We start from the raw sequence: 15,527 nt of genomic DNA, 5'->3' as shown, positions 1-15,527 counted from the left end.
CGGAGCAGAGGTTCCAATGTCTGTCTTCAAACGATGCAGCGTGGTGATGCTGACCCTGGCTGCGCTGCATGGCGCGGCCCAGGCAACGCCATTCACCGATGTGCTGGATGTGCCCGCCATGCCCAGCGCCCTTGCCAGCAGCAGCGCCCTGCGTGATGTGACCTTGGCCGGGCAGCGCCTGGTCGCGGTCGGCCCGCGCGGGCACATCCTGTATTCCGATGACCACGGCGCGCACTGGCAGCAAGCCCAGGTGCCGGTCAGCGCCGACCTGAATGCGGTGAGCTTCGCCACGCCCGAGCTGGGCTGGGCGGTGGGCCATGACGGTGTGGTCCTGCACAGCCGTGACGGTGGCATGCACTGGCAAAAACAGCTGGACGGCCGGGTCCTGGCCGAACAGCTGCCAGGCGCGGGCACCGACAATGCCTTGCTCGACGTGTGGTTCAGCGATACCCGCACGGGCTACGCGGTGGGGGTGTTCAACCTGCTGCTTCGCACCACGGATGGCGGCGAGCACTGGCAGCCGTGGCTCGATCACAGCGACAACCCGCAAGGCCTGCACCTGACCAGCCTGGCCGCGGTGGGCGACGAGCTGTTCATCACGGGCGAGCAGGGCCTGTTGCTGAAGTGGGACGGCAAGCGCTTCGCTCGCGTTGGCACACCCTACGCCGGCACCCTGTTCGGTGCTGTCGGCAAGCCCGGCGTGCTGCTGATATACGGCCTGCGCGGCCACGTCTATCGCAGTGCCGATGGCGGCCAGCAGTGGCAACTGATCGACACAGGGATCAACACCAGCCTCACCGCCGCCGGTATCGACCCTGATGGGCAGCTGTGGCTTGCCAGCCAGGCCGGTGACCTGCTGCTCAGCCGCGATGACGGCGCCAGCTTCAACCCGGTAGCCCACAGCCCTCGCAGCCCAGTCACCGCACTCGTCAGCGATGCCGGTAACGGCCTGGTGCTGGTGGGCGAGCGTGGCGTGCGCAACCAGGCCGGTAACCCCACGCAGCACCCCTGACAAGAGAAGACCCTGATGGCCGCTACCCGCCAAGATACGCTTCCGGTAATCCGCAACCTCGCCGATTTCGACCCACGCTCGGGCAATTGCCTGGAACGCCTGGTGTTCAACCATCGCTGGCCATTTCTGCTGTGCATGCTGCTGGCAACCTTGGTGCTGGGCTTCATGGCGGCGACGCGCCTGGAGCTGCGCCCCAGCTTTGACAAGATGCTGCCGCAGAGCCACCCCTACATACAGAACTACCTGGAAAACCGCGCTTCGCTGCGCGGATTGGGCAATGCGGTCCGGATGGTGGTAGAGAACACCCACGGCGATATCTTCGACCCGGGTTACCTGCAGACCCTGCGCCATATCAACGACGAACTGTTCCTCAGCCAAGGCGTGGACCGGGCATGGGTGAAGTCCTTGTGGAGCCCGGCGGTGCGATGGACCGAGGTAACCGAGGAGGGTTTTCAGGGCGGGCCGGTCATGCCTGACGGGTATCAAGGCGCAGCCGGTGATATCGAACAGCTAAGGCAGAACATCGAGCGTGCCAACATCGTCGGCAGCCTGGTAGCGCGCGACTTCAAGTCGAGCATGCTGGTGGTGCCGCTGCTGGACCAGGACTCAGCCACCGGCAAAGGCCTGGACTACCATGCCTTTTCGCAAAAGCTCGAACAGTTGCGCAGTCAGTACCAGGCCAGCGGCCAGTACCGCATTCATGTGATCGGCTTCGCCAAGCTGATGGGCGATCTGATCGACGGCCTGATCCAGGTGATGGCGTTCTTTGCGCTGGCTGTGCTGACCAGCCTGGTGATCATCTACTGCTACACCCGCTGTGTACGCAGCACCTTGCTGGTGGTGGTGTGTTCGCTGACTGCAGTGGTATGGCAGCTGGGTATCGTTGCCTGGCTGGGCTATGCCATCGACCCGTATTCGATCCTGGTGCCGTTCCTGATCTTTGCCATCGGCGTGTCGCACGCGGCGCAGAAGATGAACGGCATCCTTCAGGACATAGGCCGCGGTACGCACCGGCAGATTGCCGCCCGCTATACCTTCCGCCGCCTGTTCGTGGCCGGGGTCACCGCACTGCTGGCCGATGCCGTGGGCTTTGCGGTGCTGATGCTGATCGATATTCCGGTGATCCAGGACCTGGCAATCACCGCCAGCATTGGTGTGGCGGTGCTGATTTTTACCTCGTTGCTGTTGATGCCGGTGGCACTGTCCTATGTCGGTGTGGGCCGCAAGGCGGCCGAGCGAGCGCTACGTATCGATGCCCGCGCGGATCAGCACCGTGGCTTCGGCCGGCTGTGGGCCCTGCTTGACCGATTCACCGAACGCAAGTGGGCCAGCGCTGCATTGCTGGCTGCCCTGGCGTTGGCCGCCCTAGGCACCTGGGGTAGCCTCCAGCTGAAAATCGGCGACCTCGACAGTGGCGCCCCCGAGCTGCGTGCGGACTCGCGCTACAACCTCGACAACGCTTACATCACCCAGCACTACGCACTGTCCAGCGATACCTTCGCGGTGATGGTCAAGACGGCCCCCGAAGGCTGCCTGCAATACCAGACATTGATCCTCGCCGACCGCCTGGCCTGGGAGCTGCAGCAACTGCCGGGTGTGCAGACCACCGTGTCGCTGGCAAACGCGGTACGCCAGATCACTGCGGGTACCTACGAAGGCAACGCGCGCCTGAACAGCCTGCAGCGCAACCAGGACGTGCTCAACTACGCCGCCCAGCAAGCGTCGGTCAACGCCCCGGAGCTGTTCAACAACGACTGTTCGCTGATGCCGGTGATCGCCTACCTCAAGGACCACCGCGCCGACACGCTGGCCCAGGTGGCTGCAGCGGCTGAGCGTTTCGCCCAGGCCAACAGCAATGCTGACCACCAGTTCCTGCTGGCCGCCGGCAGCGCCGGCATCGAGGCTGCCACCAACGAGGTGGTGCGCGAGGCCAACCACCGCATGCTGTTGCTGGTGTACCTGGCGGTGACCCTGTTCTGCCTGGTCACCTTCCGCAGCTGGCGAGCGACGCTGGTGGCAATCCTGCCGCTGATGCTTACCTCGGTGCTGTGCGAGGCGTTGATGGTGGCCATGGGCATCGGCGTCAAGGTCGCCACCTTGCCGGTGATCGCCCTGGGGGTGGGCATTGGCGTGGACTACGCGCTGTACCTGCTCAGCGTGCAGTTGCACTACCAGCGCGCCGGCCTGAGCCTGGCCCACGCCTACCAGAAAGCCCTGGCCTTCACCGGTCGGGTGGTGGGGCTGGTCGGTATCACCTTGGCCGCTGGCGTAGCCGGCTGGGCCTGGTCGCCAATCAAGTTCCAGGCCGACATGGGCCTGCTGCTGACCTTCATGTTCCTGTGGAACATGCTCGGCGCGCTGGTGCTGATACCCGCGTTGTCGCACTTCCTCCTGCGCGGCCAGGGCGCCCCGGCAGCTGCCGATGCCCAGGCGCCGGCGCTTTCGCAAACCCAAGCAACCGAGTGCTCGCCTCATGTCTGATTACCTTGCGCCACTGCGCGACATGGATTTTCTGTTCAACGAAGTGTTCGACATCCCCACCTGGTGGGCGCAAACGCCCGAACTGGCCGAGGTGGTCGATGGTGACACTGCCCGGGCCATCCTCGAGCAGGCCGGCAAGCTGATTGCCGAGCGAGTGGCGCCGCTCAACCGCAGTGGCGACGAGCAGGGCTGCCGCTGGGAGGCTGGCCAGGTACGCACGCCTGACGGCTTCGCCGATGCCTACCGGGCATTTGCCGCTGACGGCTGGGTCGGTGTGGCCGGTGACCCGGCCTACGGCGGCATGGGCATGCCGAAGGTGATCGGCGCCCAACTCGAAGAGATGCTCAATGCCGCCAACCTGTCGTTTGGCCTGTACCCGATGCTGACCGCCGGGGCCTGCCTGGCACTGCTCAACCATGCCAGTGAGGCTTTGCAGGCGCTGTACCTGCCACCCATGTACCAAGGGCGTTGGGCCGGTTCGATGTGCCTGACCGAGCCCCACGCCGGCACCGACCTGGGCCTGATCCGCACCCGGGCACAACCCCTCGCCGACGGCGGCTACCGCATCAGCGGCACCAAGGTCTTCATCACTGGCGGCGAGCAGGACCTGACCGAGAACATCATCCACCTGGTGCTGGCGCGGTTACCGGAGGCACCTGCCGGCCCCAAAGGCATCTCGCTGTTCCTGGTGCCCAAGGTGCTGGTCGACGCCGACGGCGTGCTTTGCGAGGCCAATGCAGTGAGCTGCGGCTCAATCGAGCACAAGATGGGCATCAAGGCCTCGGCCACCTGCGTGATGAACTTCGACGGCGCCATCGGCTACTTGGTCGGCGAGCCGAACAAGGGCCTCAATGCCATGTTCACCATGATGAACTACGAGCGCCTGGGCGTGGGTATCCAGGGGCTGGCGCTGGGCGAGCGGTCTTATCAGGGGGCCATTGCTTATGCCCGTGATCGTCTTCAAGGCCGCGCGCCGTCGGGTGTCGAAGCGCCGTCGCAGTCTGCCGACCCGATCATCGTCCACCCGGATGTACGCCGCATGCTACTGACCATGAAAGCGCTGAACGAGGGCGGGCGGGCATTTACCACCTACGTGGCGTTGCAGTTGGACCTGGCCAAATACAGCGACGATTCGGCTACACGCGCCAATGCCGAGGCCAAGGTGGCGTTGCTTACGCCGGTAGCCAAAGCCTTCCTTACCGACATGGGACTGGAAACTACCCTGCACGGCCAGCAGGTGCTGGGTGGCCACGGCTATATCCGCGAGTGGGGCCAGGAGCAGTTGATTCGTGACTGCCGCATTACCCAGATCTACGAAGGCACCAATGGCATCCAGGCGCTCGACCTGGTAGGGCGCAAGCTGTTTGGTGATGGCGGCAAGGCCTACCGTGGCCTGTCTGACGAAATCGTCAGCTTTGCCCAGGCGCTGCCAGTGGCGCACGCCGAATTCAGTGCGCCACTGCTGGCGGCCGTGCACAACCTTGACGAACTGAGTGCCTGGCTGCTCGACCGCAGCCAAGGCAACCCACGCGAGCTTGGCGCGGCGGCGGTGGAGTACCTGCACGTGTTTGGCTACACCTTCTACGCCTACCTGTGGGCGCGCATGGCCGTGGTGTGCCAGGGCCAGGCGGCACCAGAGCCGTTCCACCTCAGCAAGCTCGGCACCGCGCGCTTCTACTTTGCACGCCTGCTACCACGCATCCACTCGCTCAGCGCCAGTGTCAGGGCCGGCAGCGATAGCCTGTACCTGCTCGAGGCCGTGCAACTGTGATGGCCGCCAACATGCTCACCACTCGCGTCATGCCCCGGGCCGAGCAGGCCTATGCCTATCCGCTGCTGATCAAACGCCTGCTGCTGTCGGGCGTGCGCTACCAGCCCAACCAGGAAATCGTCTACGCCGACAAGCTGCGCTACACCTACACCACGTTGCTGGAACGCATCCAACGGCTGGCCAACGTGTTGACCACGGCCGGGGTCAAGCCTGGCGACACGGTGGCATTGCTCGACTGGGACAGCCACCGGGCACTGGAATGTTTCTTTGCCGTACCAATGCTGGGCGCGGTCTTGCATACGGTGAACGTGCGGCTGTCCAGCGAGCAGGTGCGCTACACCATGAACCACGCCGAGGATCGGTGGGTACTGGTGCATGACGACTTCCTGCCATTGATACAGCAGCTGCGTGGCGACCTGCCGACCGTCGAGGGCATCATCCGCCTCAGCGACGGCGCTGCCGCCGCGCAGACAGTGCCTTTGCTGGGCGAATACGAAGCCATGCTGGCGGCTGCAGCGCCACAGTTCGAATTTGCCGACTTCGACGAAAACTCGCTGGCCACACTGTTCTACACCAGCGGTACCACCGGCAACCCCAAGGGGGTGTACTTCAGCCACCGGCAACTGGTGCTGCATACCCTGGTCGAGCAGGGCACCTTGGCCGCGTGTGGGGAGGTACCGTTGCTGCGCACCGGCGATGTGTACATGCCGATCACGCCCATGTTCCACGTGCATGCCTGGGGCGTGCCCTATGTGGCCACGGCGCTGGGCATCAAGCAGGTCTACCCCGGGCGCTACGAGCCCAACCGCCTGGTGCGCCTGTTCCATGACGAGGGGGTGACGTTCTCCCATTGCGTACCGACGGTGCTGCAAATGATGCTCGACAGCGAGCAAGGGCGCTGCACCGACCTGACCGGCTGGAAGATGCTGCTGGGCGGCAGCGCCCTGACGCTGAGCCTGGCCCAGCGTGCCAGCGGGCGCGGCATCAGTGTGCATTGTGGCTACGGCATGTCGGAAAGCTGCCCGCTGCTCAGCATCACCCACCTGAGCACCGACTTGCTGGCACAGCCCATGGCGCAGCAACTGCCGCTGCGCATTGATGCCGGTGTGCCGATTGCCTTGGTGGACCTGCGTATCGTCGATAGCGAGGGCAGGGAAGTACCGCACGATGGCGCAAGCCTGGGCGAAATCGTGGTGCGCGCGCCTTGGCTGACCCAGGGTTACCTGCACGAACCGGAGCAAGGCGCGGCGCTGTGGCTGGGGGGCTGGATGCACACCGGTGACCTGGCCTGTATCGACTCGCTGGGCGTGGTGCGCATCCGCGATCGCATCAAGGATGTGATCAAGACCGGTGGCGAGTGGGTCAGTTCGGTGGCGCTGGAAAACCTGATCAGCCAGCACCCGTCCGTCGCCTCGGTCGCGGTGATCGGTATTCCTGATCCACAGTGGGGGGAACAACCTTTGGCTCTGGTGGTCTGTCATGACGGTGTGCAGTTGGACCAACCGGCATTGGCCAGGCACCTGCAGCCGTATGTTGACAGCGGGCACCTGGCCAAATGGGCCGTACCGCGGCAGGTGCGGTGCGTGGACGAGATCCCCAAGACCAGTGTCGGCAAGATCGACAAGAAACGCATTCGCCAGACTGCAATATAGAAGTGGCTTGCGATGCTTGGGGCGCCTTGCGCCCCATCTTGTTGCTGGCGTGGTCTTTGCCAGCGCGCTCAGCAGCCCCAAAACCCCGCCAAACAAGGGAATGGCGGTTGACTTAAGTTCACCGACGTAAAGTTAGGTAAAAGCGGCCACGGCGTATACACGGATCAGTAGTGTGGTTTGTACTGTCCAGTTAAAGATGCCATTGATGAACACACTTCCGTCGCAGCCAAGCGCTGAACGCGGGGCGTTCTCCGGTTTCGAGGCGTGTCGCAATTCCCAGCAGGGCCCCGTGGTGATCCTCGCCTCCGGCGCTTCTGCCAAACATTTTCCGCTGGGCGAGTTTGCGCACTTGCCCATCATCGCCATGAATGGGTCGGTCGCCATGACCGCCGAACACGGCATCAAACCCTTCTTCTACGTGTGCACCGACAAAAGCTTTTGCCAGCAACAGCCGGCCTTGTTCGCCACTGCCTTGCGCGACAGCGAACGCCTGGCCCTGTGGCCAGAGCAGTATGCGCGTGCCGATGTGCCAGCCCACACCCAGTGTTATGCCTTGCACAAAGCCGACACGCCGAGCCTGCTGGACGGTTTGCGCGGCCAGGGTGACAGTTGCGTGTGCAACCGGGCACTGTGGAGTAAACGCAGCCGCTCGATCGCCTTCAGTAAAGACCTCGCCCATGGCTTTTTCGATGCCCGCACGGTGGCTTATGTGGCCTTGCAGTTGGCCTATCACCTGGGCTTCGAGGACGTGTTGCTGGTGGGGGTAGACCTCGACCAGAGCGTCGGGCGCTTTTACGAGGACGGCCAGGGCCTGTCTTCGCCGTGCGGGCTCGACCAGCATTGGGACAGCCGCATCCTGCCGTCGTTGAAGCTGATGGCCAGGGAAGTGGTCAGCGAGCATTTCCACGTCTACAACCTGTCGGCAACATCGCGCATTCCCGCTGAGCTGATCCCCAAGGTCACGCTCAGCCAGGCGCGGCACATTGCCGGCTGCGCAATGAACTGAGCAAGAAAGCGGGTGCATCAAGGACTGTGGATGCGTACAGTGGGCCGATCGCAACCTGCAGGAGCCTGCTATGTCCAGCGCATTCACGATCATGCCATCGCCCGTCGGCATGCTGACCCTTGTGGCGCGTGGCAATTGCCTGGCAGCCGTATTGTGGGAAGAGGAGCGGGAAAACCGCGTTCGCCTGGGCGCACTGCACCGGGACGACCAGTGCCCGGTACTGCGGGAAACCGCTCGTCAGCTGGGCGAGTACTTTGACGGCAAGCGCCAGCGTTTCGAGCTGGCGCTGGACTTTGCCGGTACTGAGTTCCAGCGCCAGGTGTGGGCCGCATTGCTGGCGATACCGTTCGGCGAAACCCGCAGCTACAGCGATATTGCCCGGCAGCTCGGCAACCCCAGGGCGGTACGCGCGGTTGGCGCTGCCAATGGCCGCAACCCGATTTCGATCATCGCCCCCTGTCACCGGGTAATCGGCGCGTCGGGCAGCCTGACCGGCTTTGCTGGTGGCCTGCCGGCCAAGCAGTATCTGTTGGCGCTGGAAGGGCGGCAAAGCCTGGCGCTGGACCTGTAAGGCGTCAACCGAACCCGCTGGCGATCAGGCAGGCCAGCACGGCCAGCACCGAGCCGGCGATCAGGGTGTATTGCCGCCGGGCCTGACGTGCGCGGGGCCCGACCTCACGCAGGTACTCGCCGGGCGTAGGCGCATCGGGCCGATGGCGCAATCCCTCGGCCACATCGGCAAGTTGGCCCTGAATCAGCAAGCCGACCAGGCAGTAGGTGCTGGCGTAACTCAGCAACGCTAGAAACAGATAGATCATGCAGGGTGCGGGTTCAAGGGCAGGGTGATGGCGCTGGCACTGCGGGTGTCGAGTACGATCAGCCCTTCACTGTGGCCATCCAGGCTGGCCAGCAAGTGCCCCTGGCTGTCCCACGCTGCAGAACCGCCGGCACCGATGAAAGTGTCGGCCGGCCCCACACAGTTGGCCATCAACACCGGCATGCCCAGCTCGCGTGCCACCTCTGGGTAGTGCGCATATCCCTCGCGGATACCCTTGGCGGTTTTCGCAACGCTGACCAGGTACAGGTCTGCACCGCGCTCGCGGGCCACGGCGGCATGCGCCATGAACATCGATTCGTAGCAGATCGCTGGCGCCACCCGGTGCTCACCCACCTCCAGCAGCAATGCCTGATGACCTGGGGTTAAGTAAGGCAGCTCATCATCATGCAAGCGCTGCTTGGCATAGGCCTGGCGCGGCGCATCAGGGCAGAAGACGGGCATGCCGATACGTATGCCGTCGGGCGTTGGCAATGGCAGGCCCACGGCAACGGTAATGCCCAAGCGGTCGCAGGCTGCCTGCAGCGGGTCCAGGCGTGCGGAGGTGACGGGCAGGGCGGACTGGCGCGCCACACTCGGCTCATAGCCGGTCAGCGACAGTTCGGGGAACACCACCAGTTCGGCACCCAGGGCCGCAGCCTGCTCGATGCAAACCAGATGGCGCTGGAGGTTGCCTGGCAAATCGCCCTTGAGCGACGCCAGTTGTACGGCGCACAGTTTCATCAGAACCATTCCCTGGTGAAGATTGACGTGCCGAGCATACTACCGGCACCAACGCCTGTTCCAGTGAAGGGTTTTTCAGGAAGCCTGGGATGGGCAGCAAAACGCCCCCCGACCTGCGCAGCCACGGTACCTTGTGCCATGCTGTCCAGTGACAGCGCCATGAGCACGGCCCGCGCAAAGGCGGGCAGGGTGCTACCAGCGGAGGAACACTGTAATGGCACGGTTTCGGCGGCTGATCGCCAATATCCGGGGACGGGATCTGGCCGTGGGCGATATCCATGGCCACTTCCAGCGCCTGCAGCAATGCCTGGAGGCGGTAGGGTTCGATCCGGCGGTGGACCGCTTGTTCAGCGTGGGCGACCTGGTCGACCGTGGGCCGCACAGCGAGGCAGCGCTGGACTGGCTGGCCCAGCCTTGGTTCCATGCCGTCCAGGGCAATCATGAGGCCTTGGCAATCACCCGCGTGCGTGGTGGGCGGCTCGACCTGGGCATGTACCGCGCCGCCGGGGGGGGCTGGTTCCTCGACTTGCCGCGGCGCGAGCAACTGCGTTTCGTGGAGCGGTTTGAGCAGTTGCCGATTGCCATGGAAGTGGAGAGTGCGGACGGGCTGGTAGGCCTGCTGCATGCCGACAGCCCGTTTGCCGACTGGGCGGTATTACGCTCCTGGCTGGAGCTGGATGACGACCCTGAGGTGCGCCAAGTGTGCCAGTGGTCGCGTCGGCGCCTGAAAGAGGGTGACACCCAACCGGTGCAGGGCCTGCGAGCCCTGCTGGTCGGCCACACCCCGGTGCTGGAGGCCAAGCTGCTGGGCAATGTGTGGCACCTGGACACGGGGGGCTGGGCCAGCGGCCATTTCACTTTGGTCGACATGCGCACCTTGCAACGGGTCAGCCCCGCGTCAGATGCAGCAACAACGCCCCCGCCAACATCACCAGCATGACCCCCGAGGCCCGCTCCAGCCACGCCAGGCTGCGGGCGAATCGCCGCAGTACCCGCTGGTTGCCGATGGCCACGGCAACCAGCAAGTCCCAGAGCAGGACGATGCTGAACATCCATAGGGCGTAGGCCGTTTTCCAGCCGGGGCTGACGCTGGCGACCATGCTGGCCAGGCTGGCATAGAACAGCGCGTTCTTGGGGTTGAGGATGCCGGACAAGAAGCCCATGCCCAAACTGCGCCACCAGCCATGCCCCCGCTGGCTACCGAAGACTGTACCCAGGCTGGTTTGCCCGGCATGGCGCAGGAACAGCACGCCGATGTACAGCAGGTAGCTGGCGCCGGCCAGTTGCAGGGCGGTGAACAGCGGGCTGCCCTGCTGCAGTACCGAAAGCCCGGTGAAGGCGATGACAATGAACGCGCCATTGGCCAGCGCTATGCCCAGGCAGGCGCCGCTGGCGATGCGCCAGCCGCTGTTGATCGCGTTGCGTGCGACCAGGAAAAAGTCCGGGCCAGGTGAGAGCAGGGCAAGAAAGTGGGCCAGGGCGATGATCATGAATTGTTGCATTGGGGGCGGCTCTGCGGAAAAACCGCAGTCTGCTGCCGGGCCCGTTCTGGCGTATTGAACAATATTGCACCTGCAGCGGCCTTCAGTTTCCGCGGTACTGCCCCGGCGTAACCCCCACATGGGCCTTGAACACCCGCTGGAAATGGCTTTGGTCAGCAAAGCCAAGCTGGTAGGCCACTTCCGCCAGGGCCAGCCCTTCACTCAACAGTTGCCGCCCGCGATTGACCCGGGCATTGAGTAGGTAGGCATGCGGGGTAAACCCGGTAGCCGCTCGAAACGCGCGGATCAGTTGATAGCGCCCAAGCCCGGCCTCCCGCGCCAATACCTCCAGGCTCAATTGCGCAGGGTCCTGGTGTTCGATGCGTGCAAGCAACCCGTTCAAGGTGGCGGCTTGCAGGGCGGGGGCCGCTGCCAGCGGTGGGTGCGCGGAAAAATCCAGGTCCCCCAGAAAGGCAATCAGCGCCGCATCTTTCTCGCCGTTGCAGGCACTGGAAAACAGCAACCTGTTCAGCGCGCAGAACTGCCGATACACCTCAGCCTCCCTGCAGATACGCACCGGTTCGCCAGCTTCGATACCGCCAAGGCCCGACTCCAGGCGTAACTGCGTCAGCCAGTCGGCATCCACATGCAGCATCTGATAGCTCCACGCCAGGCCGGGGGCCGGGTTGCAGGCATGCACGCGGTGGGCCGGAACCAGTACCAGCGTGCCGGGCGCCAAGTGTTGCTGCCCGTCGGCAGCCCCGGTGAAATGGCTGCGGCCAGCATCCACCGCACCGATGGAAAACGTCGGGTGGCTGTGGGCCTTGTAGCAGGCCCGGCTGTGGCAGGCGCGCCGGCTTTCGACATGTGCCAGGGCCGGATCGCGCCACATGTCGGCGTGGGAACGGGGCATTACAGGCTCCTCGGTATTGCCGGCAGGGTAACAGGTACCGTGAACCCGTACAGTTTTTATCGCTGGCTGTTACTTGACCGCAGGGCCCGGAAGGCGCCGAAATAGAGGGCTGTTGTCAGAGGAAAACGAGAATGGACCTTTCAAGCCTGCTGCTTTTCATCCCCGCCTGCTTCGCCTTGAACATGGCGCCTGGGCCCAACAACCTGTTGTCACTGCACAACGCCAGCCGTTACGGCCTGCGCACCGCCTGCGTGGCCGGCGCCGGCCGTATCCTTGCCTTCTGCGGCATGATCGCCCTGGCAGCGATGGGCCTGGCAGTGGTGTTGCATACCAGCGAATACCTGTTCCTGGCCATCAAGGTGGTGGGCGCGGCCTACCTGTTCTACATCGCCTGGCAACTGTGGCGCGCACCCGTGAGCGAGACCGTGGTGGCAAGCGATCACCCAGGCGGCACTTGGCGCCTGGCGCGCCAGGAGTTCTGGGTGGCGGCCGGCAACCCCAAGGCCATCCTGATCTTCACCGCCTTCCTGCCGCAGTTCGTCTCGGTCGGTAGCGGCACCCCGGTGAGTGAGCAGTTCCTTTGGCTGGGTGTGTTGTTCCTGCTGCTGGAATGGGCGGCCATCGCCATCTACTCAGGCCTGGGCGCCTACATGCAGCGCTGGTTCAACCGGCCCGGCCCACGCCGGATGTTCAACCGGGTCAGTGCTTCCTTGCTGGGTTGCGCGGGCCTCGGTCTGCTGGCTGCGCGCCGCTAGAACTGCCAGCGCACGCCCAGGTTAACGCCGCTGGCTTCCTGCTGGCGGCTGTCCAGGTTGGCGGTGTACTGCACGCCGCCATGCAGGCTCAGCGCTTCGTTGACCTGCGCGACCACACCGCCTTCCAGTTGCACTGAGGTATAGCGGTAATCGGTCTTGATCTTGTCTGCGTCATCGAAGCTCAAGGTGTCGCGCCCACCGTCGCCGTGCCACAGGTTGACCTGCGCATAGGGCTGCAACAGGCGCCCGCTGCTCCCCGTGAACGCACCCTCCAGGCGCAGGCCCAAGCGGCCGGTCAGCTCGACCTGGGCGTCATGACGGATGCGCGAGACGCCGTCGCTGGCGCTGTCCAGCGCGACCTTTTGCGCAATCAGCTGAGCTTGCGGTTCCACGCGCCAGTGCTCGGACAGGGTGATGGGGTAGCCCGATTCCAGCGACGCTGTCCAGGCGTGGCCGTCGAGGTTCAGCGTGTCGCCACGCTCGGAGCGGGCGCGGCCATCCAGGCGGGTGTATTGCAACACCGCGTCCAGGTACGCGCCCTGTGGCCCGACCAGCGTCCAGTAGGTGCCCACGCTGTCGCCATCGAGCTTCAGGTCGCCCACGCTGCGGTCGTGAACGGCCAGTGCAAACCCTTTGACGTCGGCGTCCAGGCGGCTATGGCTTACGTAGATACCGACATGCTGGCGGTAACCGTTCTCGCCAACCTTGGCATACAGGTCCTGGCCCACCTTGAAACCGTACAGGTCGCCATCCAGGCTCGGGCTGACCGTGCCGCTCCATTGCTGGCGCAGCGTGCCGCCGTAGGCTTGCCCCCAGCTGGCGGGCAGGGCGCTTTCACCCTGCAGTAACAGCTGGTCGCCCTGGCGTTGGTGGAAGGTGCCCAGTGCCTGGCGGGCGATGATCGCGGCCCCCCGCGGCGCTGCGGCATACACCGGGACCTCGGGGCGGTACAGCGGCAGGCTTTGGCCCTGCACCGGCGCCGGCAGCTCGGCCTGGCCGGGCGCAGGCGCAGCGACGGGCGGGGTGACGGCCGGGGCGATCACTGGCGGCTCGCCCGGTGCCGGCACAGGGGCTGGAGCGGGTGGCGCAACCAGCGTCGAGCGCAGGTACCAGCTGTTTTCACTGCCGGCAGTGACGCCCCCTTTGAACAGCCGATAGTCGTAGGCTCCGGCCGATAGCCTTTGGGTCTGTACAAAGGCGGTGGCCGTGCTGGTGGCGCCGTCACGGGCTTCGACCACCTGGATGCCGTTCTGCGCCGTCGCCGCACCTGCGCCGTTGAGGTTGTTGATGAGCACCTGGGTAGAGCCGGCGATGGCGCCGCGGCTTACCACCAGGCGATCGGAAGCAGCGCCATCGCCGGCCAGCACGCTGTTCAGGCGCAGGGTGCCATTGTTGCCGGTGTAATCGCCCTCGATGCGCAAGCGGCCCATGGCATCATTGCCGGCGGTGAGGTCAAGTGTGCCTGCGTTGCTGATTGCGGCGCGCTGGCCTGGGGCAAACGCAGTGATCACCCCTTGGCGTGACGTGATGCGGCTGCTGGCGTCGAGGGCGAGGCTGCCCGTGCTGCTGTCACTGTCGCCCAGTACCAGCGTGTCATCCAGTGCCAGCCGGCTGCCGTTGTTCAGCGCCACGCGCTCCCAGTTCACATAGTGGGCACCGCCTGCCGGCTGGCTGGCATCGAACGTCAGGCTGTCGTTACCTTCGCCGCCGTCCAACGTGATACTCAGCACCTCGGGCGTAAGGCCTTTGAGCAGTGCCGTGTCATCACCTGGCCCGGCATCCACGCGCCCGCCAATATGGCCACCGTCCCAGGTGAAGCGGTCGTTGCCAGTGCTCAGCAACACATCGCCGCCAACCTGGCCACCGTGCACCAGCACCTGGTCGTCGCCACCGCTGACGCTGATGTTACCGCCGATGTTGCCCTCGAAGACTTCGATGTAGTCCTTGTCGAAGGCCGTGATGACATTCCGGTCGACGCTGCCGCCACGCATGATGAAGGTGTTCTCGTCCAGCCGCATGTTGACGTTGCCGATACGTCCGTCGTCCATTTCGGCATAGTCGCCGCTGTCGAACGTGCCCTTGATCCAGCCGCCGCTCATGTGAAAGGTGTCCAGGCCATCACCCTGGTTGAGGTTGCCTTCGATGACGCCGCCGCTCATGACGAAGTCATCGATGCCGGCGCCCTGGTTGACGTTGCCGCCGATGCTGCCAGAGCCCATGTCGATGCTGTCTGTGCCGGCGCCGAAGGTTACGTCGCCGGTAATGGCGCCGCTACCGGATGCCGGGAATACCAGGCGGTTATCGCCGCTGCTGTCCACCAACGCGGGTGCGGTGCCGCTGTCACAGGTGTAGGTGTCGTTACCCGGGCCGGGTGCGAAGGTGCAATTTGCTTGGGCGGGCGTGACCATGCCCAGCAGCGGGAGCGAACCCAGGGTCAGCATCAGGCGTAGACGCATCAGGAAAACCTCCATTCACCAGGGGAAACCTGCGCACCACGCGTGGTGCACAGGGTTACCGGGGTTGTATAGAGGAGTGCGTCACGACCACAACTGGCAAAAATGTCAGGTGGCAAAGGGCTAGCGCGTTAGTCGCGGTAGAACGTTTGCACCAGGTGGTAGCCGAATTTGCTCTTGATCGGCCCGTGTACCACACGCAAAGGCTTCTTGAAGATCACCTGGTCGATGGCGCCGACCATCTGCCCGGGGCGAATTTCGCCCAGGTCTCCACCGCGCTTGCCCGATGGGCAAAGAGAGCACTTTTTCGCGAGCACGTCGAAAGCCTCACCGTTGGCGATGCGCTGCTTGAGCTTTTCGGCTTCGTCAGCGGTCTTGACCAGTATGTGGCGGGCTTGGGCTTTCATGGGCTACCTGTGCATCGGGGAAAAAGGCGGCATTATGC

At 64.5% G+C, this 15,527-nt stretch carries 14 protein-coding genes; 8 read left to right on the top strand and 6 right to left on the bottom strand.

What is annotated here, in order from left to right:
* Positions 1-16: 16 nt before the first annotated feature.
* The 6 genes from ACF8Q6_RS05645 to ACF8Q6_RS05620 all read left to right on the top strand — a co-directional run bounded on the left by ACF8Q6_RS05645 (position 17) and on the right by ACF8Q6_RS05620 (position 8,493).
* Positions 17-1,012, top strand: coding sequence for a WD40/YVTN/BNR-like repeat-containing protein (locus tag ACF8Q6_RS05645; protein ID WP_392489826.1), 996 nt, complete (start codon positions 17-19; stop codon positions 1,010-1,012).
* Between the two features lie 15 nt (positions 1,013-1,027).
* Positions 1,028-3,493, top strand: coding sequence for an RND family transporter (locus tag ACF8Q6_RS05640; protein WP_392489827.1), 2,466 nt, complete (start codon positions 1,028-1,030; stop codon positions 3,491-3,493).
* Complete coding sequence (locus ACF8Q6_RS05635; RefSeq protein ID WP_392498452.1) at positions 3,486-5,264, top strand: acyl-CoA dehydrogenase C-terminal domain-containing protein; 1,779 nt, start codon at positions 3,486-3,488, stop codon at positions 5,262-5,264. Before ACF8Q6_RS05640 ends, ACF8Q6_RS05635 begins: the two co-directional genes overlap by 8 nt.
* Complete coding sequence (locus tag ACF8Q6_RS05630; protein WP_392494234.1) at positions 5,264-6,916, top strand: fatty acid--CoA ligase; 1,653 nt, start codon at positions 5,264-5,266, stop codon at positions 6,914-6,916. The genes ACF8Q6_RS05635 and ACF8Q6_RS05630 overlap by 1 nt, the downstream gene beginning before the upstream one ends.
* A gap of 205 nt (positions 6,917-7,121) precedes the next feature.
* Positions 7,122-7,922: a lipopolysaccharide biosynthesis protein gene (locus tag ACF8Q6_RS05625; protein WP_392494233.1), complete on the top strand. Its 801-nt coding sequence runs from the start codon at positions 7,122-7,124 to the stop codon at positions 7,920-7,922.
* Positions 7,923-7,992: 70 nt separating this feature from the next.
* On the top strand, positions 7,993-8,493 hold the full coding sequence (locus tag ACF8Q6_RS05620) for a methylated-DNA--[protein]-cysteine S-methyltransferase (protein ID WP_003248277.1): 501 nt from the start codon (positions 7,993-7,995) through the stop codon (positions 8,491-8,493).
* 4 nt (positions 8,494-8,497) lie between these two features.
* Here ACF8Q6_RS05620 and ACF8Q6_RS05615 read toward each other — a convergent pair whose 3' ends face one another.
* Together ACF8Q6_RS05615 and ACF8Q6_RS05610 are read right to left on the bottom strand one after the other, a co-directional pair.
* Complete coding sequence (locus tag ACF8Q6_RS05615) at positions 8,498-8,740, bottom strand: hypothetical protein (protein ID WP_012052437.1); 243 nt, start codon at positions 8,738-8,740, stop codon at positions 8,498-8,500.
* Positions 8,737-9,480 carry a carbon-nitrogen hydrolase family protein gene (locus ACF8Q6_RS05610; RefSeq protein WP_392494230.1) on the bottom strand — a complete coding sequence of 248 codons (744 nt, stop codon included), beginning with the start codon at positions 9,478-9,480 and terminating at the stop codon, positions 8,737-8,739. Before ACF8Q6_RS05610 ends, ACF8Q6_RS05615 begins: the two co-directional genes overlap by 4 nt.
* A gap of 214 nt (positions 9,481-9,694) precedes the next feature.
* On the opposite strand from ACF8Q6_RS05610, the gene ACF8Q6_RS05605 reads away from it, so the two are divergent.
* Complete coding sequence (locus ACF8Q6_RS05605; protein WP_392494229.1) at positions 9,695-10,420, top strand: serine/threonine protein phosphatase; 726 nt, start codon at positions 9,695-9,697, stop codon at positions 10,418-10,420.
* Here the strand turns inward: ACF8Q6_RS05605 and ACF8Q6_RS05600 are convergent.
* Both ACF8Q6_RS05600 and ACF8Q6_RS05595 read right to left on the bottom strand, forming a co-directional pair.
* The gene (locus tag ACF8Q6_RS05600; RefSeq protein WP_392494228.1) at positions 10,368-10,982 is read right to left on the bottom strand and encodes a LysE family translocator; all 615 of its coding nucleotides are present in this window, start codon (positions 10,980-10,982) and stop codon (positions 10,368-10,370) included. The two genes, ACF8Q6_RS05605 and ACF8Q6_RS05600, sit on opposite strands and share 53 nt — an antisense overlap.
* A gap of 82 nt (positions 10,983-11,064) precedes the next feature.
* A complete protein-coding gene (locus ACF8Q6_RS05595; protein WP_392494227.1) occupies positions 11,065-11,874 on the bottom strand; it encodes an AraC family transcriptional regulator in 810 nt (269 codons plus the stop codon).
* 131 nt (positions 11,875-12,005) lie between these two features.
* Between ACF8Q6_RS05595 and ACF8Q6_RS05590 the strand changes: the two genes are divergently transcribed.
* A complete protein-coding gene (locus tag ACF8Q6_RS05590; RefSeq protein WP_192907433.1) occupies positions 12,006-12,629 on the top strand; it encodes a LysE family translocator in 624 nt (207 codons plus the stop codon).
* On the opposite strand, the gene ACF8Q6_RS05585 is transcribed toward ACF8Q6_RS05590, so the two are convergent.
* Entirely contained in the window at positions 12,626-15,100 is a 2,475-nt protein-coding gene (locus tag ACF8Q6_RS05585; protein WP_392494226.1) for an autotransporter outer membrane beta-barrel domain-containing protein, read from the bottom strand. The genes ACF8Q6_RS05590 and ACF8Q6_RS05585 overlap by 4 nt on opposite strands.
* A gap of 113 nt (positions 15,101-15,213) precedes the next feature.
* Entirely contained in the window at positions 15,214-15,489 is a 276-nt protein-coding gene (locus ACF8Q6_RS05580; RefSeq protein ID WP_004576651.1) for a peptidylprolyl isomerase, read from the bottom strand.
* Positions 15,490-15,527 lie beyond the last annotated feature (38 nt).

The sequence above is a fragment of the Pseudomonas sp. GLN_2 genome, assembly GCF_043106005.1.
Taxonomy (GTDB): Bacteria; Pseudomonadota; Gammaproteobacteria; order Pseudomonadales; family Pseudomonadaceae; genus Aquipseudomonas; species Aquipseudomonas alloputida.
This window is presented reverse-complemented; position numbering and strand designations above follow the sequence as displayed.